Source organism: Streptomyces paromomycinus, from assembly GCF_003865155.1.
In the GTDB taxonomy this organism is placed as follows: Bacteria; Actinomycetota; Actinomycetes; order Streptomycetales; family Streptomycetaceae; genus Streptomyces; species Streptomyces chrestomyceticus.
The window spans coordinates 4,333,243-4,351,159 of record NZ_BHZD01000001.1 but is presented as its reverse complement, the minus strand read 5'-3'; the positions used below and the strand labels follow the sequence as shown (position 1 = coordinate 4,351,159).

18 protein-coding genes and 1 pseudogene are annotated in these 17,917 nt (G+C 73.1%); 15 read left to right on the top strand and 4 right to left on the bottom strand.

Annotated elements, in window-relative coordinates; genetic code table 11:
• Window positions 1-111: 111 nt before the first annotated feature.
• From OEIGOIKO_RS18115 to OEIGOIKO_RS18090, 6 genes are all read left to right on the top strand, one after another.
• Window positions 112-1,956: a phosphatidylglycerol lysyltransferase domain-containing protein gene (locus OEIGOIKO_RS18115; RefSeq protein ID WP_170251744.1), complete on the top strand. Its 1,845-nt coding sequence runs from the start codon at window positions 112-114 to the stop codon at window positions 1,954-1,956.
• Between the two features lie 79 nt (window positions 1,957-2,035).
• Window positions 2,036-2,956 carry a dihydropteroate synthase gene (gene folP / locus OEIGOIKO_RS18110; RefSeq protein WP_170251742.1) on the top strand — a complete coding sequence of 307 codons (921 nt, stop codon included), beginning with the start codon at window positions 2,036-2,038 and terminating at the stop codon, window positions 2,954-2,956.
• On the top strand, window positions 2,953-3,453 hold the full coding sequence (locus OEIGOIKO_RS18105; RefSeq protein ID WP_125054937.1) for a nuclear transport factor 2 family protein: 501 nt from the start codon (window positions 2,953-2,955) through the stop codon (window positions 3,451-3,453). The genes folP and OEIGOIKO_RS18105 overlap by 4 nt, the downstream gene beginning before the upstream one ends.
• Before the next feature lie 416 nt (window positions 3,454-3,869).
• Window positions 3,870-4,229: a dihydroneopterin aldolase gene (gene folB, locus OEIGOIKO_RS18100; RefSeq protein ID WP_030019216.1), complete on the top strand. Its 360-nt coding sequence runs from the start codon at window positions 3,870-3,872 to the stop codon at window positions 4,227-4,229.
• Window positions 4,226-4,819: a 2-amino-4-hydroxy-6-hydroxymethyldihydropteridine diphosphokinase gene (gene folK, locus OEIGOIKO_RS18095; protein WP_125054936.1), complete on the top strand. Its 594-nt coding sequence runs from the start codon at window positions 4,226-4,228 to the stop codon at window positions 4,817-4,819. The genes folB and folK overlap by 4 nt, the downstream gene beginning before the upstream one ends.
• A gap of 154 nt (window positions 4,820-4,973) precedes the next feature.
• Window positions 4,974-5,456 (top strand): DUF3180 domain-containing protein, encoded by a 483-nt coding sequence (locus tag OEIGOIKO_RS18090; RefSeq protein WP_125054935.1) that lies wholly within the window; start codon window positions 4,974-4,976, stop codon window positions 5,454-5,456.
• 51 nt (window positions 5,457-5,507) lie between these two features.
• Here OEIGOIKO_RS18090 and OEIGOIKO_RS18085 read toward each other — a convergent pair whose 3' ends face one another.
• On the bottom strand, window positions 5,508-6,710 hold the full coding sequence (locus OEIGOIKO_RS18085; RefSeq protein ID WP_125054934.1) for an ABC transporter ATP-binding protein: 1,203 nt from the start codon (window positions 6,708-6,710) through the stop codon (window positions 5,508-5,510).
• 196 nt (window positions 6,711-6,906) lie between these two features.
• Between OEIGOIKO_RS18085 and OEIGOIKO_RS18080 the strand changes: the two genes are divergently transcribed.
• The 4 genes from OEIGOIKO_RS18080 to OEIGOIKO_RS18065 all read left to right on the top strand — a co-directional run bounded on the left by OEIGOIKO_RS18080 (window position 6,907) and on the right by OEIGOIKO_RS18065 (window position 11,173).
• Window positions 6,907-7,644, top strand: a complete 738-nt coding sequence (locus tag OEIGOIKO_RS18080) for an ABC transporter permease (protein ID WP_125054933.1) — start codon at window positions 6,907-6,909, stop codon at window positions 7,642-7,644.
• Window positions 7,645-7,648: 4 nt separating this feature from the next.
• Window positions 7,649-8,377: an ABC transporter permease gene (locus OEIGOIKO_RS18075; RefSeq protein ID WP_125054932.1), complete on the top strand. Its 729-nt coding sequence runs from the start codon at window positions 7,649-7,651 to the stop codon at window positions 8,375-8,377.
• 221 nt (window positions 8,378-8,598) lie between these two features.
• Window positions 8,599-9,612: an ABC transporter substrate-binding protein gene (locus tag OEIGOIKO_RS18070; protein WP_246177394.1), complete on the top strand. Its 1,014-nt coding sequence runs from the start codon at window positions 8,599-8,601 to the stop codon at window positions 9,610-9,612.
• Window positions 9,613-9,730: 118 nt separating this feature from the next.
• Window positions 9,731-11,173 carry a coiled-coil domain-containing protein gene (locus OEIGOIKO_RS18065; RefSeq protein ID WP_246177393.1) on the top strand — a complete coding sequence of 481 codons (1,443 nt, stop codon included), beginning with the start codon at window positions 9,731-9,733 and terminating at the stop codon, window positions 11,171-11,173.
• Window positions 11,174-11,273: 100 nt separating this feature from the next.
• Here OEIGOIKO_RS18065 and OEIGOIKO_RS43540 read toward each other — a convergent pair whose 3' ends face one another.
• Complete coding sequence (locus OEIGOIKO_RS43540; RefSeq protein ID WP_125054931.1) at window positions 11,274-12,710, bottom strand: MFS transporter; 1,437 nt, start codon at window positions 12,708-12,710, stop codon at window positions 11,274-11,276.
• A gap of 104 nt (window positions 12,711-12,814) precedes the next feature.
• Here OEIGOIKO_RS43540 and OEIGOIKO_RS18055 point away from each other — a divergent pair, with 104 nt between their 5' ends.
• The 5 genes and pseudogenes from OEIGOIKO_RS18055 to OEIGOIKO_RS18035 all read left to right on the top strand — a co-directional run bounded on the left by OEIGOIKO_RS18055 (window position 12,815) and on the right by OEIGOIKO_RS18035 (window position 15,520).
• Window positions 12,815-13,477, top strand: coding sequence for a TetR/AcrR family transcriptional regulator (locus tag OEIGOIKO_RS18055; RefSeq protein WP_246177392.1), 663 nt, complete (start codon window positions 12,815-12,817; stop codon window positions 13,475-13,477).
• A 172-nt stretch (window positions 13,478-13,649) separates the two neighbouring features.
• A pseudogene (locus OEIGOIKO_RS43770) lies at window positions 13,650-13,877 on the top strand (TetR family transcriptional regulator C-terminal domain-containing protein); the annotation flags it as partial.
• Window positions 13,855-14,088 (top strand): TetR family transcriptional regulator C-terminal domain-containing protein, encoded by a 234-nt coding sequence (locus tag OEIGOIKO_RS43765; RefSeq protein WP_307721264.1) that lies wholly within the window; start codon window positions 13,855-13,857, stop codon window positions 14,086-14,088. The pseudogene OEIGOIKO_RS43770 and the gene OEIGOIKO_RS43765, both read left to right, overlap by 23 nt.
• Window positions 14,089-14,162: 74 nt before the next feature.
• Window positions 14,163-14,819, top strand: a complete 657-nt coding sequence (locus OEIGOIKO_RS18040) for a GNAT family N-acetyltransferase (protein WP_125054930.1) — start codon at window positions 14,163-14,165, stop codon at window positions 14,817-14,819.
• 122 nt (window positions 14,820-14,941) lie between these two features.
• Window positions 14,942-15,520, top strand: a complete 579-nt coding sequence (locus OEIGOIKO_RS18035; RefSeq protein WP_218039997.1) for a DUF4232 domain-containing protein — start codon at window positions 14,942-14,944, stop codon at window positions 15,518-15,520.
• Window positions 15,521-15,554: 34 nt separating this feature from the next.
• On the opposite strand, the gene OEIGOIKO_RS18030 is transcribed toward OEIGOIKO_RS18035, so the two are convergent.
• A complete protein-coding gene (locus tag OEIGOIKO_RS18030; protein ID WP_125054929.1) occupies window positions 15,555-16,697 on the bottom strand; it encodes an NADH-quinone oxidoreductase subunit D in 1,143 nt (380 codons plus the stop codon).
• Window positions 16,698-16,811: 114 nt separating this feature from the next.
• Window positions 16,812-17,813: an SAM-dependent methyltransferase gene (locus OEIGOIKO_RS18025; RefSeq protein ID WP_125054928.1), complete on the bottom strand. Its 1,002-nt coding sequence runs from the start codon at window positions 17,811-17,813 to the stop codon at window positions 16,812-16,814.
• Between the last annotated feature and the right edge of the window lie 104 nt (window positions 17,814-17,917).

Sequence of the window (17,917 nt, the reverse complement as noted above, 5' to 3'; positions counted from 1 at the left end):
TCCGTGCCGCGGGTGGAACCCCGGGCCCTGAAACGCCGTCATACAGGGCGCAAAAGTCCAGATGCTGCGACTAAGGTTCGCACTTCTCTCGACCGGGGCGACGGGAAAGTAATGTCTGACAAGCTAGATGGCGAAAAGTCCGGGACGGTTGCGTGGCGTCCGCCACGCTGGCTGCGCGGCCCCCGCCCGGAAAAGGTGCCGCCATTGGTGGGGACGGCCGGCGCGGTCGTCGGACTGCTGAACCTGGTCGCCGGGCTCTTTCCCCGCTTCCGGCACAGCAGGCTGCATGCCCTGGCGGAGGTCCTGCCGGGTGCCGTGAGCGCCCTGGCGGCGGCCTCCTCCATCGTCGTCGGCATCCTGCTGCTGATGCTCGCCCACGGGCTCAAACGGCGTAAGCGCCGGGCCTGGGTGGCGGCCGTCTCGCTGCTGCCGGTGGGCATCGCGGCGCAGCTCGTCTACCGTCACTCGATCGTGGGCGCGGCTTTCTCGCTGGCCCTGCTGGCCTTCCTGGTGTGGCACCGGCGCGCCTTCGAGGCGCTGCCGGACCCGCGCAGCCGGGTGAAGGCCCTGCTGAACTTCGTCGCGCTGGGCGGCATCAGCTTCGGCCTCGGCCTGGTGATCGTGAACTCCCACCCGCACAGGATCATCGGCGATCCGTCGGTGTGGGAGCGGTTCAAGCACGTCATGTGGGGCCTCTTCGGCTTCGAGGGCCCGGTCCGGTACGTGAACGACGTCGACTACACCGTCGGCTACTCGCTCGGCGCGCTCGGCCTGCTGACCGTCGCCACCACCGCCTACCTGGCCTTCCGCCCCGAGCACCCGGCCGCCCGGCTCACCGAGCGGGACGAGGAGCAGCTGCGGGAACTGCTCGCCAAGCACGGCGGCCGCGACTCCCTCGGCTACTTCGCGCTCCGCCGCGACAAGGGCGTGGTCTTCTCGCCGACCGGCAAGGCCGCCGTCTGCTACCGGGTGATATCGGGTGTGATGCTGGCCAGCGGCGACCCGATCGGCGACGTGGAGGCCTGGCCGGGCGCCATCGAGCGCTTCATGGAGGAAGCACGGGCGCACTCCTGGACCCCGGCCGTCACCGGCTGCAGCGAGACCGGCGGCCAGGTCTGGACCCGTGAGACCGGCATGGACGCGCTGGAACTGGGCGACGAGGCGATCGTCGACGTGGCGGACTTCACGCTCACCGGCCGCTCGATGCGCAACGTACGGCAGATGGTCAAGCGCATCGAGCGCAACGGCTACGAGACCCGGGTACGGCGTGTGCGCGACCTGGCGCCCGAGGAGCTGGCGCGCATCCAGCGGGCCGCCGACGCCTGGCGGGACACCGACACCGAGCGCGGCTTCTCCATGGCGCTGGGCCGCATCGACGCCGAGCGGGACGGTGACGCGGTGATCGCCACCGCGCACCTGGCGCCGGCCGAGGGCGAGCAGCCCGGCCCGTTCGGCGACCTGAAGGCCATGCAGCACTACGTGCCGTGGGGCAAGGACGGCATCTCGCTGGAGCTGATGCGCCGCGACCGCTCCGCCGACCCCGGCATGAACGAGCTGCTGATCGTGGCCTCCCTCCAGGCCGCCCCGGACCTGAAGATCAAGCAGGTGTCGCTGAACTTCGCGGTCTTCCGCTCCTCCCTGGAGCGCGGCGAGAAGCTGGGCGCGGGGCCGGTCATCCGGATCTGGCGCGGCATGCTGATCTTCCTGTCGCGCTGGTACCAGATCGAGTCGCTGTACAAGTTCAACGACAAGTTCCGCCCGCGCTGGGAGCCGCGCTTCGTGGTCTTCCGCAACAGCCGGGACATCCCGCGCATCGGCCTGGCCGCGCTCCAGGCCGAGGGCTACCTGGAGCTGGGCCTGCCCCGCGCGCTGCGCCGCAAGAAGGCCCCCGAGCCGCGCCCGTGCGCGCACACCCAGGCGCCGATCAGCGCGAACGAGGTCGAGCCGGCGGCGTAGTGCCGTACCGTCCGGTGGCGCCGCCTGTCCCCTCCCGGGGGTGGGCGGCGTCCTCGTTCCCGGCGCCTAGGCTGGTGCCATGAGTACCTTGCGCGGCCGGGTGGCCGGACTTCCGGACTGGGACCGCTGCGCGGTGATGGGCGTGGTGAACGTGACGCCCGATTCGTTCTCCGACGGCGGTCAGTGGTTCGACACCGAGCTGGCCGTCAAGCACGGTCTGGACCTGGTGGCGCAGGGCGCCGACCTGGTGGACGTGGGCGGCGAGTCGACGCGTCCGGGCGCCGCCCGGGTGGACGAGGCGGAGGAGCTGCGCCGGGTCGTGCCCGTCGTACGGGAGCTGTGCGCCGCCGGGGTCACGGTGTCGGTGGACACCATGCGCGCCTCGGTGGCCGAGCAGGCCGTGGCGGCCGGCGCGCGGCTGGTCAACGACGTCAGCGCGGGCGCCGCGGACCCGGCGATGGTGCCGGTGGTCGCCGCCGCCGGGGTGCCGTTCGTGGTGATGCACTGGCGCGGCCGGTCCATCGACATGAACAACCGGGCCGTGTACGGGGACGTCGTCACCGAGGTGCTCGGCGAGCTGCGGCAGAGCCTGGACCGGGCGGTCGACGGCGGTGTCGACCCCGGGCGCATCGTCGTCGACCCCGGACTGGGCTTCGCCAAGGAGGCCGGACACGACCTGGCGCTGATCGCGCAGCTGGCGCGGCTGCGGGAGCTGGGCCGTCCCCTGCTGGTGGCTGCTTCGCGCAAACGTTTCCTGGGCAGGGTGCTGGCAGGGGACGCACAGGCCGCTCCGCCGCCCGCCCGCGAGCGGGACGCGGCGACGGCCGCGGTGTCGGCGATGGTCGCGCGGGAGGGGGCCTGGGCGGTGCGGGTGCACGAGGTGCGCGCGAGCGCGGACGCGGTTCGGGTGGCCCGTGCCGTGGAAGGCGCGGTGTCGGGGACGGACGAAACGAGTGTGACGGGCGCCGCTGGTGCGGCGGACGCGACGGGAGCGGTGTGAGTCCACGTACGGACATCGAGCTGGTCGAGCAGGCGAACACCGACCTGTACGAGGCCATGGAGCGCGGTGACCACGCGGCCATGTCCGAGATGTGGATGGACGGCCAGGTGAGCGTGGTGCACCCGGGCTGGCCGGTGCTGCGCGGGCGCGGCGAGGTGCTGCGCTCGTACGCCCTGATCATGGCGAACACCGAGTACATCCAGTTCTTCCTGACGGATGTGGAGATCGACGTCCTCGGCGACACCGCGCTGGTCACCTGCACCGAGAACATCCTCAGCGGCGGGCCGGCGGAGGAGGACGGCTCGGTCGGGCCGCTGATCGGCCAGCTGGTCGTCGCGACCAATGTCTTCCGGCGTACGGAGGAGGGCTGGCGGGTCTGGTCGCACCACGGCTCGCCCGTCCTGGCGGACCAGGACGACGAAGGGGCCGGGGACGGCGACGCGGCCGGACCCGGGGACGACGGGCCGGGCGCCGGGGGTGTGGGCGGCGGGGTCTGAACGTGAAACTCACGTGAAGACTTCGCGCGTTTTCCCGGGGGCCGAGTGACCGTTCTGTGGCCGCGCGGTGACCGCCCTCAGGTCGACGGCCTGCGGTGACGCCGGCGGGCCCGTCAGCGGTAAGCGTCAGCGAGGTCGACTCCGGCGCACCCGTTCGAGCCAAGTGCCGCACGGGTAGGGGTGGGACCGCGGGGCCACGGGTAGTGGCCGCGCGGACGACCGTCTGTACGCCCCGGCAGAGCCGCCCAGCAGTCGTACGGGGCCTTGCCCACGGCCCCCGTGGGCAAACACTGTCGGTGCTCGCAGGTAGATTCGATGACGGGGCGGCATGCCGGACGAGTCTCTGGTTCCCGCCCGCAATTCCGACGATCAGTGGTACCAGAGGTGCCAATGGGACCAGTGGGAGTGTGATTCGCGTGGATCGTGTCGCGCTGCGTGGGCTGAAGGCCAGAGGGCACCACGGGGTCTTCCCCCGGGAACGCGAAGAGGGCCAGACCTTCATCGTGGATCTGGTGCTGGGCCTGGACACCCGCCCGGCGGCGGCGACCGACGACCTCGCGAAGACCGTGCATTACGGCGTCGTGGCGGAGGAGGTCGTGGCCGTCGTCGAGGGCGAGCCCGTCGACCTCATCGAGACGCTCGCGGAGCGCATCGCCGGCCAGTGCCTCAAGCATGAGGGGGTGCAGGAGGTGGAGGTGGTCGTCCACAAGCCGGACGCCCCGATCACCGTCCCCTTTGACGACGTGACCATCACCATCACCCGGAGCCGAGTATGACCAGCAGTGACCCGACCGTACAGCCGGTGCCCACGTCCGTGGTGGAGCGGGTGGACGCCGCGGACGTGACGCTCTCCAACCCGAAACGCGCCGTGATCTCCCTCGGCAGCAACCTCGGCAACCGCCTGGAGACCATCCAGGGCGCCGTCGACGCGCTGGAGGACACCCCCGGTGTCCGCGTCAAGGCCGTCTCGCCGGTGTACGAGACCGAGCCGTGGGGCGTCGCCCCGGGGTCCCAGCCGTCGTACTTCAACGCGGTGGTGCTCATCAAGACGACGCTGCCGCCCAGCTCCCTGCTGGAGCGCGGGCACGCGATCGAGGAGGCGTTCGAGCGCGTCCGCGACGAGCGCTGGGGGCCGCGCACGATCGACGTCGACATCCTGGCGTACCAGGACGTCGTCTCCGAGGACCCGCTGCTGACCCTGCCCCACCCGCGGGCCCACGAGCGCGCCTTCGTGCTGGTGCCGTGGCACGACGTCGACCCGGAGGCGGAGGTTCCGGGCCGCGGCGCGGTGGCCGAGCTGCTCTCGGTGGTCGGCCGCGAGGGCGTCGTACCGCGGGTGGACCTGGAACTGCGGCTGCCCGAGTAGACGTTGGGACGGTGGGTGCGGCGCCGGCGTCGCCGGCCGTCGGCGCCGTACACCGGAACCGGCCTGCCGTGACGCACGAACTCCGCACCACCATGCGTATACCTGTATTCCGCACCACACGTACGAGGACGAGGGCACAAGGGGCGAACGCTCGGTGAAGCAGCTACACATCAAGGTGCTGGGCGGGCTGTTCCTGGCAGCCGGGGTGCTGGCCTGGGCCGGCGCCCGGCTGTGGGACTCCCTCGGCACCCTCCCCGGCGTACCGCTGGCCGCCCCCGTCGTGCTGGCCCTGATCGCCGCCGTCCTGGCCGCCACCGCGGTGTCCCTGCGCTCCCGGCTCAAGGCCCAGCGCGAACGCCGCCCCGACGCCCGGGGTGTCGACCCGCTGGTGGCCGCCCGCGCCGTCGTCTTCGGTCAGGCGAGCGCGCTGGTGGCCTCCGTGGTGGCCGGCGTGTACGGCGGTGTCGGCGTCTTCCTGCTCACCACGGACCTCGCGGTCGAGCCACGCCGTGACCAGGCCATCCATGCGGGCTTCTCGGTCCTGGCCGGGGTGGCGGTGGTGCTGGCCGCGCTCTTCCTGGAGCGCGTGTGCAAGCTTCCGGAGGACGACGACGAGGCGGGGGCCAGCGCGGCGTAGGGGGCGCGCTGCGGCGGTGACGGTACCCGCCCCAGGCACCCCCGCGCGCCGCTACGCGCCGGGAACGCTCTCCACCACGACCTCGTCGCGCGCCAGGCGGCCCGCGTCGGCCGCCGTGGACCGGCGCAGCGCCGCGTGCAGCGCCGCGGGCGTCAGCACACCGAGGAATCGTTCTTCCTCCAGGACCGCGATCCACCCGGCGTCGTGCTGGAGCATCGTGCTGAACGCCTGCTTCAGCGGCGCCCCTAGCGGCAGCCACGCGTCCATGCGCCGCGCGTGGTCGCGCACCTCACGCCCGGTCGACGCCGTCGCGGCTCCGGGCGCCGTCGCCGTTCCGGAGCCCGCGGCCTTCAGGCCCGCCGCCGAGACCCACCCGTGCAGGCCGCCGTCGGCGTCCAGGACCACGGCCCACGCCGCGCCCTCCTCGTCGAGCCGGGCGGCCGCGCGCGCCGCGTCGTCGTCGAGCCGGACCACCGGCGGCTGCTCCAGATCGCCGGTCTCGATCGGCGTCACCGAGAGCCGCTTGAGACCGCGGTCGGCGCCGACGAACTCCGCGACGTACGGGGTGGCCGGCGCGCCCAGCACCGTGGCCGGGGTGTCGAACTGCTCGACGCGGCCCGTCCCGTAGACGGCGATGCGGTCGCCGAGCCGTACCGCTTCCTCGATGTCGTGGGTGACGAAGAGCACCGTCTTGTGGAGCGTGGACTGCAGCCGCAGGAACTCCGTCTGGAGGTGTTCGCGCACGACCGGGTCGACGGCGCCGAACGGCTCGTCCATCAGCAGGACGGGCGGGTCGGCGGCGAGCGCGCGGGCGACGCCGACGCGCTGGCGCTGCCCGCCGGAGAGCTGGTCGGGGTAGCGGTCCCCGTACTGCGCGGGGTCCAGGCCGACCAGGTCGAGGAGTTCGGCGGCGCGGTCCCTGGCCTTCTTGCGCGGCCAGCCGAGCAGGTGCGGGACGGTCGCGGTGTTGTCCAGCACGGTCTTGTGCGGGAAGAGGCCGACCTGCTGGATGACGTAGCCGATACGGCGGCGCAGTTCGACGGGGTCGATGGTCGCTATGTCCACGCCGTCCAGGCAGATGCGGCCGCCGGTGGGTTCGATGAGCCGGTTGACCATCTTCATCGTCGTGGTCTTGCCGCAGCCCGACGGCCCGACGAGCGTGACCAGCTCGCCCTCCGCGACCTCGAACGAGAGGTCGTCGACGGCGGTGGTGCCGTCGGCGTAGCTCTTGGTGACGTGCTCGAAACGGATCATGGTGGTTTCCCCAGTGTGGACGGCCGCCGGCCGGGTAGGCGCGCTGTGCTTCGCCGGCTCCTGCCCGCGGAATCCGTCCCGTCACGTGTGTCTTGTTACGACTGGATGGCGGGCCGGTCGGATTGTCAGTGGTGGGGGATAGGGTCGCAGACAGTCACCGAAAATGTGAGCGACAGGGCGGGGGAGGTGACCGCGGGTGAGTGCGCAGAGCTGCCTGGAGGCGAACGACTGGATCTGCGGTGAGTATGTCCGGACGCGCAGTCAGGAGTTGCTGGACGCCACCGTCCAGCACGTGGGCATCACGCTGGTGTCCGTCGTCCTCGGCCTGCTGATCGCCTTTCCGCTGGCGCTCGTAGCCCGCCGCTGGCGGGCCGCGGCGGGCCCGGTCCTCGGGCTGACGACGATTTTGTACACGGTCCCCTCACTGGCGATGTTCGCGCTGCTGACACCGGTCTTCGGCGTCTCGGCCGCCGTGGTCGTCACGGGCCTGGTGCTGTATTCGCTGACGATCCTGGTACGGAACATCCTCGCCGGGCTGGAGTCGGTGCCGCAGGAGGTCCGCGAGGCGGCGCGCGGGATGGGCTACGGCCCCGTGAAGCTGCTGTTCGGTGTCGAACTCCCGCTGGCGCTGCCCGCGTTGACGGCCGGGCTGCGTATCGCGACGGTCTCGACGGTGGCGATGACGACGATCGGCGCCGTGGTCGGCTACGGCGGCCTGGGCAATCTCATATCCAGCGGCATGGAGGGCTTCTTCAAGGCGGAGGTGCTGACGGCCTCGGTGCTGTGCGTGCTGCTGGCGGTGGTCGCCGACGTCCTGCTGATCGGCCTTCAGCGGCTGCTGACGCCGTGGACCCGGGCGCAGGCGCGGGCGCGGTCCCGCGCCCGGCGCGAGCGGCGGGCGGCCGGCCGGACGGCGAAGAAGGCGGTGGCCTGAGGCGATGGACGCGATGACGGGCGCTTGGGACTGGCTGGCGGCCTCGGCCAACTGGGCCGGGGAGAAAGGGGTGTGGCACCGGCTCGGCGAGCATGTCTATCTCAGCGCGATGTGCCTGGCGATCTCCTGCCTCATAGCCCTGCCGGTCGCCCTGTACCTGGGCCACATCGGCAAGGGCGGGGCGCTGGCGGTCAACATCTCCAACGTGGGGCGCGCGGTGCCGACGTTCGCGGTACTGGTCCTGCTGACGCTCAGTCCGCTGGGCACGGCGGGGGACTGGCCGACGATCATCGCGCTGGTGCTGTTCGCGGTGCCGCCGCTGCTCACCAACGCGTACGTGGGCATGCGGGAGGCCGACCGGGACGTGGTCGAGGCGGCGCGCGGGATGGGCATGTCCGGGCCGCAGCTGCTGCTGCGGGTCGAGCTGCCGCTCGCCTACCCGTTGATCATGACGGGCCTGCGGTCGGCCGGTGTCCAGGTCGTGGCCACGGCGACGCTGGCCGCGCTCGCGGGCGGCGGCGGCCTCGGCCGCATCATCACCGCCGGCTTCGGCAACTACAACACGCCGCAGGTGGTCGCGGGCGCGGTGCTGGTCGCCGTACTGGCGCTGCTGGTCGAAGGGCTGCTGGTGCTGACGGACCGGCTCTTCGACCCGATGCGGCGGGGCCGGAGCCGGGCGCGGAAGTCCCGTACGACGGCCGAGGACGCGGCGCCGGCCGGGAGCCCCGCGTAGGCATGGACGGGTGCGGCGGCGAGCTCGGTGGGCGGTCGGTGGCCGTGGCCCGGCTGGTCGCGCCCCGGCGACGGGACGGCTCCGGCGACCGGACGGCCTCGGCGTCCGGGGCCTGCCCAAGGGCTCTTCGGGGCCTGCCCTGGGCTCTTCGGGGCCTGCCCTGGGCTCTTCGGGGCCTGCACATGGACTTTTTCTCTCTTCTCCTTGGACGGTGAATCGGTATGAACCAGGACCCGAACAGTCAGCGCCCCAGCCATCACCCCCGCCCCGGCCGTAGACCGTCCCGTACGGTGCGGGCCGCGCTCGCCGCGGGGGCCGCGCTCGCGCTGGCGGGCGGGCTGGCCGCCTGCGGCGGAAAGAGCCTGGAGGAGAAGGGCGGCGCGACGAGCGGTGGCGGGAAGGGGGACATCGTCATCGGCTCGGCCGGTTTCACCGAGTCGAAGGTGCTCGCGGAGATCTATTCCAAGATCATTAGCGATGCGGGATACCGCACCACCGTCAAGACGCTCGCCAATCGGGAGCTCTACGAACCGGCGCTGGAGAAGGGGCAGATCGATGTCGTACCGGAATATGCCTCGACCCTCGCCGAATTCCTCAACGCCAAGAAGAACGGGCCGAACGCGAAGCCCGTCGCCTCCAGCGACATCGGCAGGACGGTCGCGGCGCTGAAGACCCTCGCCGAACCCCGCGGGCTGAAGGTGCTGCCGGCCGGGGAGGCGACGGACCAGAACGCGTTCGCGGTGACCAAGGAATTCGCCGCCCGCCATCAGCTCAAGACGCTCTCGGACCTCGGCCGGTCCAAGGAGAAGATCAAGCTGGCGGCGGGCGAGGAGTGCGAGACGCGGCCGTTCTGCAAGCCGGGCCTGGAGAAGGTCTACGGCATAGCCGTGACGGGCATCGATCCGAAGGGTGTCGGCACTCCGCAGGCCAAGCAGGCCGTCAAGGACGGTACGGACCAGATGGTGCTGACCACGACCACGGACGCCACGCTCGACAACTTCGGCCTGGTGCTGCTGAAGGACGACAAGAAGCTGCAGAATGCCGACAATGTGCTGCCCGTGGTGAATGCCGAGAGCGCCGGCGGCAAGGAGATCGAGGCGGCTCTGGGCAAGCTCACGGACAAGCTGACGACCGCCGATCTGATCGAGCTGAACCGCAAGGTCGACGCGGAACGGCAGAAGCCCGAGGATGTCGCGCGCGCATATCTGGAGTCGAAGGGACTGGCGAAGAAGTAACCACCGGGAAACGAACCGGCGGGCGGGGCCCCATAGGTCCCGCACGCACGGTAAGTTTCAGGCCATGCCACGAGGACGCCACCGCCATTCGCCATCCCTGCACCGGCTTCTTCCTCCCGTGACGGTCGCCGGTGCGTCGCTAGCCTGCGCCTCGGGCGTCTGGTTCGTCGGCGACGACCTGGCACAGCGCGTGCTCGCCACGGGCGCGGCGGCCGCCGCGGTCACCGGTTCCGTACTGCTGCGCGCGTGGGACCGTACGGCAGGCAAGAGCGTCGCCGAGCTGAAGAACGCCCGGGTGCGGGACGAGTGGAAGACCGACGAACGCATAGCCGAGCTCGAAACGGACCTGGAGGAGTCCCGCGGGATACGCGGCAAGCTGGACACCAAGCTGCGGGCCAAGCGGGCCGAGCTGGCACGGCTGCGCAGTGAGCACGCCGAGCTGCTGCGCCGCTACGCCACCGCCGAGACCGAGCGGGCCAGCGCCCTGGAGGGACGCCGGCTGCTCGCGATCGAGACCGGGACGCCCGCCGGGGAGCTGACGGCCGGGGCCGCGGACGGCCCGGACGGGAGCGCGCCCGGCGTGCTCACCGCGGGGATGTACCACCGGGCGGCGGAAGCGCTGCGGCAGCTTCCGCGCAACGCGGCCCGCCAGACCGAGGAAGCGCAGGTCCGGGACGGTGCGGACGGCCGGGGGAATCCCGAGGCGGCCACGGAGCGTCCGACCACGGAGCGTCCGGCCACGGAGTCTCCGGCCGCGCAGGGCCCGGTCCGTACGGCCGCCGTCCCGGAGCCCGGTGGCCGGAAGGCGGGCGGGGCGATCCCGGGCGAGTCGAAGGCGGGTGCGTCGGGCTCGGGCGCGTCCAAGCCGGGCGGGTCGAAGCCGGGTGCGTCGGGGCGGGGCGGTCCGCATCCGGACGGCCCCAACCCGGGAGCGTCGATGCCTGCCGCCTCCGGGGCCGCTGATGCGCAGGCGGGTACGGCCGATGGCGCGGGCCGGGGAGGTGACGGGGGCTCTGCCGGGCAGCCGGGCACCGGCACCGGCACCGGCACCGGTACCGACGCTGACGCGGGTTCGGCATCCGGTCTGCGTCCGGTTCCGGCCGCAGCGGCCGTGGTCGCGCCCGTACGGGCCGCGCGGCTGCCCGCCTCCCGTCTGCAGGGCGGCTTCGACTTCTTCGGGACGGCGACCGGCACCGGCGCCGTACGGGACGGAGCACCGCAGGGCGGTCCGGGCGCGGGCACGCCGTCGACCGTGACGCGGCGGCCGAAGCCGGTCCGGCAGCTGGAGGAGGACCTCGCCGACGTGGTCGGCGACGAGGCGGTCGCCGAACAGTCGGCGCTCGGCCGGGCCCGTGACGGGGCCCCGGAGCCGACGGCGGAGAAGCCGGGAAAGCCGGAGAAGCCGGGAAAGCCGGCGAAGGCGGCGGCGTCAGAAAAGACGGCAGAGGCGGCGGAGGACGAGACCGCGGATGCCGCCAACGGTGAGGTCATCGACCTGACCGCGCACGACGAGACCGAACAGATCGACTTGGCGGAACTGCGCAGCGCGGTCTCCTCCTGAGACGCGACGGGCACGTTCCCGCGGGTTTCCGTGACGATGCGCCCGGCGGTGGCGGCCCTGCCCAGCGGCAGGCGGACCCCTGCCGGGCGCATCGTCGCGTTCAGGCCGCGCCCGCCGCCCCCTCCGCCCGGTCTGCCTTCGCCCGGCCCGCCCGCGCCTGTTCCGCTTTCTCCCGTTCCGTCCTCGGCCGGTGTGCGGCCGTCAGCACGGCGGCGGCCAGAGTGAACGCGGCGGCCAGCCACGGCAGCCGGCCCGCGCCAACAGTCTCCAGCCCGATGCCTCCCAGGCCGCCGGCCAGGGACACGGCGAGGTAGACGGCGGCCGCGTTGAGGGAGACGGCCACGGACTGCGCCCGCGGGGCGAGCGCGGCGATCCGGTGCTGCTGCGGGGTGGTCACCGAGAACGACACCCAGCCGGAGACCGCCACCGCGAGCAGCGCGGCGGGCAGCCACTCCCGGCTCAGCGGTACCAGTCCGAAGACCACGGTGAGTGCGAGCGCGGCGCCGAGCACCACCCGCCGCGGGCCGAAGCGGTCGGCCAGCTGCCCGGCGACCAGGTTCCCGGCCGTGCCGGTGACGCCGAAGACCAGGAGCAGGACGGCGGTCAGGCCGCCCCCGCCCCCTGTGCCGCCCCCGCCCCCTGCACCGCCCGCGCCCCCGGTGCCGTCCCCGGCTCCCGTACCGCTCCCCCCGCCGCCGTGGCCGAGTACGGGCCCGTAGACGGCGCTCAGGTACTCGAAGGGGATGTAGATACCGACGAACACCACGACGGTGACGACGAGCGTGTACAGGACGCCGCGGTCCGCCAGCGGGGCGAGCCGGCGGCGCAGGCCGCGCGGCGTCCCGGTGCGGATGCGGGGCAGCCGGGCGGCCAGCAGCGGTACGACGAGCAGGGGCAGCACGGTGACCAGCCACATCGTGGTGCGCCAGCCGTAAGCGCCGCCGATGGCGGTGCCGAGCGGCGCTCCGAGGATCAGGGCGGAGGTCAGCCCGGTGTTGACCAGGGCGAAGGCGCGTCCGCGGGCGGCCTCGCCCGCCAGGGCCGCGGCGGTGGCCGAGGCGTTCGGGGCGTAGAGCGCGGCACCGGCCGCCGCGACGACCCGGGCGGCCAGCGCGGCCGGGTAGCCGGGGGAGAGGGCCGTGGCCGCGTTGCCGAGGGCGAAGACGGCCAGCGCGGTGATCAGGACCGTACGCCGGGACCAGCCGGCGGTGCATGCCGCGAGCAGGGGCGAGAGCACCGCGTAGGCGACGGCGAACACGGTGACGAGCTGCCCGGCGGCGCTGAGCCCGACGTGCAGGTCGGCGGCGATGCCGGGCAAGACGCCGGCGATCACGAAGGCGTCGGTGCCGACCACGAACGTTCCGGCGGCGAGCACGGCTCCGTGGAAGCGCCAGCTTTCCGGGGCGGCGGCGGGCCCCGCCGCCCGGGAGTCCGACGGGGCCGAAGGCCCCGTGAGCGGGGGCGGCGACGACGGGGACGGTGACGACGGGGACGGTGACAGGGGCGGCGGCTGGTCGGACGCGCTGCTGCGGGACATGCGGTCTCCGGCTCCAAGAATGGCACCGATCGGTACCGTCTGCTGGGTGGGCGAGACGGTACCGATCGGTTCCGTTCGGAGTCAAGGTTGGATATCGTGGCCGTATGCCGACCAACGCCCGGGAACGACTCGTCAAGGCAGCCGAGGACCTCTTCTACGCCGAGGGCATCCGCGCCGTCGGCGTGGAGCGGCTGCTCACCGCCTCCGGGGTGGGCCGGGCGTCCTTCTACCGGCACTTCGCGAGCAAGGACGACCTGGTCGTGGCCATGATCGACGGGTACGGCCGGCGCTGGTTCGACTGGCTGCACGCCGCGGTCGCCGAGCGTGGCGGCACGCCGCTCGCCCTCTTCGACGCCCTCGCCGAACGCTTCTCCTCCGACGACTACCGCGGCTGCGCCGCCATCAACACGATGGTCGAGATCGCGGATCCGGCCAACGCCGCCCACCGCGCCGCCGCGGCCCACAAGCGCACGATGGCCTCGTACGTCGCCGAACTGCTCGCCGGGGCCGGATATGTGCGCGGCACGCGGGAGCTGGCCGAACAGCTCGTCCTGCTGATCGACGGGGCCCAGGTCACCGCCCTGCGGGAACGCTCGGCGGCACCTGCCCACCGGGCCAAGGCAGTGGCGGCCGCCCTCCTCTCGGCCGCGTGTCTCATCGGGAGCGGCGGCCGAGAAGGGCGAGGGGGGGCTCCCGCTCCGGCGCGAAGGGCGTTCCCGTCCTCCGAGCGCGGTAGCGGACCAACAGGGACTCGCCCAGGAAGCTGACGCCGATGGTGAGTTGCGTGGGCCGCGCGTACGGGTGCATGCCCATGTGCTCGGCGAAGACGCCGTAACCGGCCGAGACCAGCAGTGACGCGACGGCGACGAGGACGAGGGCCGCGGCGACGATCACCGCGAGCAGCCAGCCGTTCACGTCCCCCTGACGGCACCCGGACGGGTGCGCGAGCTGAGCGCGCGCATCGGCCGGCGCGTACGGACCCATGTGGACGGCCTGCTCGACCCGGCCGCGCGGCGGGAACAGCCGGCGCGGGTGGAGGAGCTGATCGGCGAGTTCTTGGCCCTGGACGAGGAGCGGCGCCAGGAGGCGGTTCTGTGGGCGGCGTTCTGCGGCGCGGCCCGGCTCCGTCCGGAACTGCGGGCGTGTGCGGTGGAGATGGAGACCGGCCTACGGTCCCTGCTGGCACGCGTGCTGCGCGGCGCGCAGGAAGCCGGCGGTCTGCCCGCCCGCCGACCTGGACGTGGACCTGGAGTGCCTGCGCCTGTCCGCCCTGCTGGACGGCCTCAACCTGCGCGCGATGCTGGAACCGGAGTACGCCACCCCGGATGCGCAGCGGGCGGTGCTACGACGGCACTTGCAGGGGCTGAAGGCAGGCTGAGGACACGCGGCGGACACGTGGTGGGTGCGCGAAATGGGGTCGACGCCACGGGCCCCGTTCGGCAGCATTCCGTCATGGAACAACAACTCCGCCGACACCACTGGCCCCTCTACGGCATCCGCATCCGTACACCGCGCCTCGAACTGAGCCTGCCCGGCCTCGGTCTCCTCGACGACCTGGCCTCGGTCGCCGCCGACGGCGTGCACGACGCGGCGGACATGCCGTTCACCGTGCCCTGGACGGACGTGACCCCGGAGGAGCGCGGGCGCGCGACGTTCCTGCACGTGCTCCGCACGGTCGCGGAGTGGCGGCCGGAGAGCTGGACGCTGAGCCTCGCGGTGACACGGGACGGGAAGGCGGTGGGGCGCCAGGACGTGGTCGGCACCGACTTCGGGGTGACCAGGGAGGCGGAGACCGGGTCCTGGCTCGGGCTGGCCCACCAGGGGCAGGGCATCGGTACGGAGATGCGGGCGGCCGTCCTGCACTTCGTCTTCGACCGGCTCGGCGCGGACACCGTGACCTCCGCCGCGATGACGGACAACGCCCGGTCGCTGGCCGTCTCGCGCAAGCTCGGGTACGTACCGGACGGTGTGCAGGTCGCCGCGGTGCGCGGGCAGGCGCGGACGTTGCAGCGGCTGCGGCTGGACCGGGCGGGGTGGGAAGCGCACCGTACGGTGCCGGTCGAGGTGGTGGGATGGACGGAGGAGTGCCGGGCGCTCTTCGGGGCGTGAGCGGACCGGAGGCGGCGCGGACGCCGGGGCCCGCGCCGTACCGCTACGGGTACGCTGGCGGCCGACTTGATCAGTGCCGGAGCGGCGCTGACTCGGTGCTGGATCAGTGAGCGGGGTGGACCGTGGCCGGAGCAGTCACCAGGAGAGCGGCCGGGTCCGTGCCGCGGGCGCTGTCGGCGGCCGTGCTCGGCGTCGTGGCGCTCACCGCCGCCGGCTGTTCGGCCGGGACCGAGGCGAAGCCCGACCCCCGGCCGTCCCGCACCGCCCCCGCCTGTCCCGAGGACGGCGTCGTCATCAAGGGCTCCGGGGTGGACGCCGCCATGGGCACCCGCGCGATGGGCATCACCCTGACCAACTGTGGCAAGCATCCGTACAAGGTGAACGGCTACGCGGGCGTCCAGGTCCTCGACAAGGACCGCAAGCCGCTGGACGTGCGGATCAGCCACGGCTCGGACGTCGTGGACGACGTCGGACCCGAGCCGGTCACGCTCCAGCCGGGCGAGCACGTCAAGGCCGTACTGATGTGGCGCAACCGCGTGACGGACGCGACGCGCCCCGCCGTGAACGGCGCGTTCCTGGCCCTCACGCCGGCCGCGGGCGGCAGCCGTCCGCAGCTGGTCCGTGAGCTGATCGACCTCGGGTCCACCGGCGAGCTGGGCATCACGGCGTGGCACCGGGAGGGGCCGAAGCCGCGTAGGTAGCCGGCCCCGTACGTGGTCCCCGGAGACCGGCCCGCTACTTGTCGATGTCGCCGACCACGAAGAACAGCGAGCCGAGGATGGCGACCATGTCGGCGACGAGCGTCCCCGGCAGCAGCTCGGTCAGCGCCTGGATGTTGTTGTACGACGCCGAGCGGAGCTTGAGGCGGTACGGGGTCTTCTCGCCCTTGGAGACCAGGTAGTAGCCGTTGATGCCGAGCGGGTTCTCGGTCCAGGCGTAGGTCGTGCCCTCGGGGGCCTTCAGGACCTTCGGGAGGCGCTGGTTGATCGGGCCCGGCGGCAGCTCGGCGATCCGGTCCAGGCAGGCGTCGGCCAGGTCCAGGGAGTTGTGGGTCTGCTCCAGCAGGCACTCGAATCGGGCCAGGCAGTCGCCCTCCTCGCGGGTCACCACCCGCAGCGTGTCCTGGAGTTCCGCGTACGCGAGGTACGGCTCGTCGCGGCGCAGGTCGAAGTCGACACCGGAGGCGCGGGCGATCGGCCCGGAGACGCCGTAGCCGTGCACCGCCGCGCGGCTCAGTACGCCGATGCCGCGCGTCCGGCCCCGGAAGATCTCGTTGCCGAGGACCAGCCGGTCGAAGACGTCCGTCCGGGAGCGGACCTCGCGGACGGCGTGCCGCGCGCGGCCGAGCCAGCCGGCCGGCAGGTCCTCCTTGAGGCCGCCGACGCGGTTGAACATGTAGTGCATCCGCCCGCCGGAGATCTCCTCCATCACGTTCTGCAGCTCTTCGCGCTCGCGGAAGGCGTGGAAGACGGGGGTGATGCCGCCCAGCTCCAGGGGGTAGGAACCGAGGAACATCAGGTGGTTGAGGACCCGGTTCAGCTCGGCGAGCAGCGTACGGGTCCACACGGCGCGCTCGGGGACCTCCATGCCGAGCATCCGCTCCACGCCCAGGACGACGCCCAGCTCGTTGGAGAAGGCGGACAGCCAGTCGTGGCGGTTGGCGAGCATGATGATCTGGCGGTAGTCGCGTGCCTCGAAGAGCTTCTCGGCGCCCCGGTGCATATAGCCGATCACGGGTTCGGCGTGCTGGATGCGTTCGCCGTCCAGGACGAGGCGCAGCCGCAGCACGCCGTGCGTGGAGGGGTGCTGCGGGCCGATGTTCAGCACCATGTCGGTGCTCTCCGCCGCGCCGCCGATGCCGACCGTGGTCTCCGTCATGGGGACAGTCTCGCAGTTCGGCCGGGCGGGGTCCGGCGGGGCCGGGCGACAGGCGGGAGGGGGCGTCCGGTGGACGGGGGCGGCGGACGGCCGGGGCGGGCGGCGGGCGGGCTCTCAGGGGGTGAGCAGGCCCGTACAGCCGCCGCCGACCGGTTGCAGGAGCCAGCCGAAGGAGCCCAGGCCCGCCGGATCGGTCAGCTCCGCCGCCGCGCCCGCCGAGCCGAGGGCCCGTACGTAGGCGGCCGGGTCGCTGGACGCGAGGGAGAGGGGCGGGCGGCTGCCGTCGACGCCGAGGGCGTGCAGCGCCTGCCGCTGGGTGACGTGTTCGGCGCCGGGGCCCGCACAGGCGTCCAGGGCGACGTGGGCGGTGATGTCGCAGGTCCCGTCGGGTACGGGGTGCACCTCGCGGCCCTCGCGGAAGCCGGTGAGGGTGCCGAAGGGCGGGCGGGTGTCGCGGGTGTGCGCGTAGTCGGCGGTGGCGGCGAGGCCGGCGCGCAGGGTGGCGACCGCGCGGGACCAGGCCGCGTCGCGCGGGTGGCCGATCTCGGCGCGCAGCCCGGGACCGGCGCCCGGCAGGGGCCACCACCGGGCGAGCCATGCGGCGTCCGCGCCGGTGACCGGGGCGCCGAGCCGTTCGGCGCCGTCCGGGCGGACCAGGACGTACCGGGGCACACCGCCCCCGTCGGTCTCGGCGACGTCGACCGGGACGTTGTCGAGCCACTCGTTGGCGAAGAGCAGGCCGGTCAGGGAACCGGGCGCGGGGAGCTCCGGGAGCCAGGTGACGCGGTCGTCCAGTCCGGCGGGCCGGGGGGCGCGCTCGACGGCGTAGGGGCGCACGCGGGCGCACACCGGCTCCGGGAGCGCCGCCAGTACTCCGGTCAGCAGCTCGCCACGCCCGGCACCCACATCGATCAGCGCCAGTTCCGCCGGACGGCCCAAGGCCACGTCGACGCGGCACAGCAGGGTGGCGAGCGCCTCGGCGTACCGGGGCGAGACGTGCACGGAGGTACGGAAGTGGCCGGCCGGGCCCGGCCCGTCGCCGCTGGTGTAGAAGCCGCCGGGGCCGTACAGGGCCCGTTCCGCGGCGTCCCGCCAGCCGCGCCAGTCGTGTGTCACCGCACCACGGTACGCGGGGGCGGACGCGGGCGCGGACGGCGGCGGGCTCCGGTGGCAGGCCCGTCTCCACCTTGCGGAGTACTCCCGTCCCCCAGGATCGCCCG

Coding starts and splice junctions, on each gene's coding strand:
- OEIGOIKO_RS18115 (WP_170251744.1), top strand. CDS start 112: ATGTCTGACAAGCTAGATGGCGAAAAGTCCGGGACGGTTGCGTGGCGT.
- folP (WP_170251742.1), top strand. CDS start 2,036: ATGAGTACCTTGCGCGGCCGGGTGGCCGGACTTCCGGACTGGGACCGC.
- folK (WP_125054936.1), top strand. CDS start 4,226: ATGACCAGCAGTGACCCGACCGTACAGCCGGTGCCCACGTCCGTGGTG.
- OEIGOIKO_RS18085 (WP_125054934.1), bottom strand. CDS start 6,710: ATGATCCGTTTCGAGCACGTCACCAAGAGCTACGCCGACGGCACCACC.
- OEIGOIKO_RS18075 (WP_125054932.1), top strand. CDS start 7,649: ATGGACGCGATGACGGGCGCTTGGGACTGGCTGGCGGCCTCGGCCAAC.
- OEIGOIKO_RS18070 (WP_246177394.1), top strand. CDS start 8,599: ATGAACCAGGACCCGAACAGTCAGCGCCCCAGCCATCACCCCCGCCCC.
- OEIGOIKO_RS43540 (WP_125054931.1), bottom strand. CDS start 12,710: ATGTCCCGCAGCAGCGCGTCCGACCAGCCGCCGCCCCTGTCACCGTCC.
- OEIGOIKO_RS18055 (WP_246177392.1), top strand. CDS start 12,815: ATGCCGACCAACGCCCGGGAACGACTCGTCAAGGCAGCCGAGGACCTC.
- OEIGOIKO_RS18040 (WP_125054930.1), top strand. CDS start 14,163: ATGGAACAACAACTCCGCCGACACCACTGGCCCCTCTACGGCATCCGC.
- OEIGOIKO_RS18030 (WP_125054929.1), bottom strand. CDS start 16,697: ATGACGGAGACCACGGTCGGCATCGGCGGCGCGGCGGAGAGCACCGAC.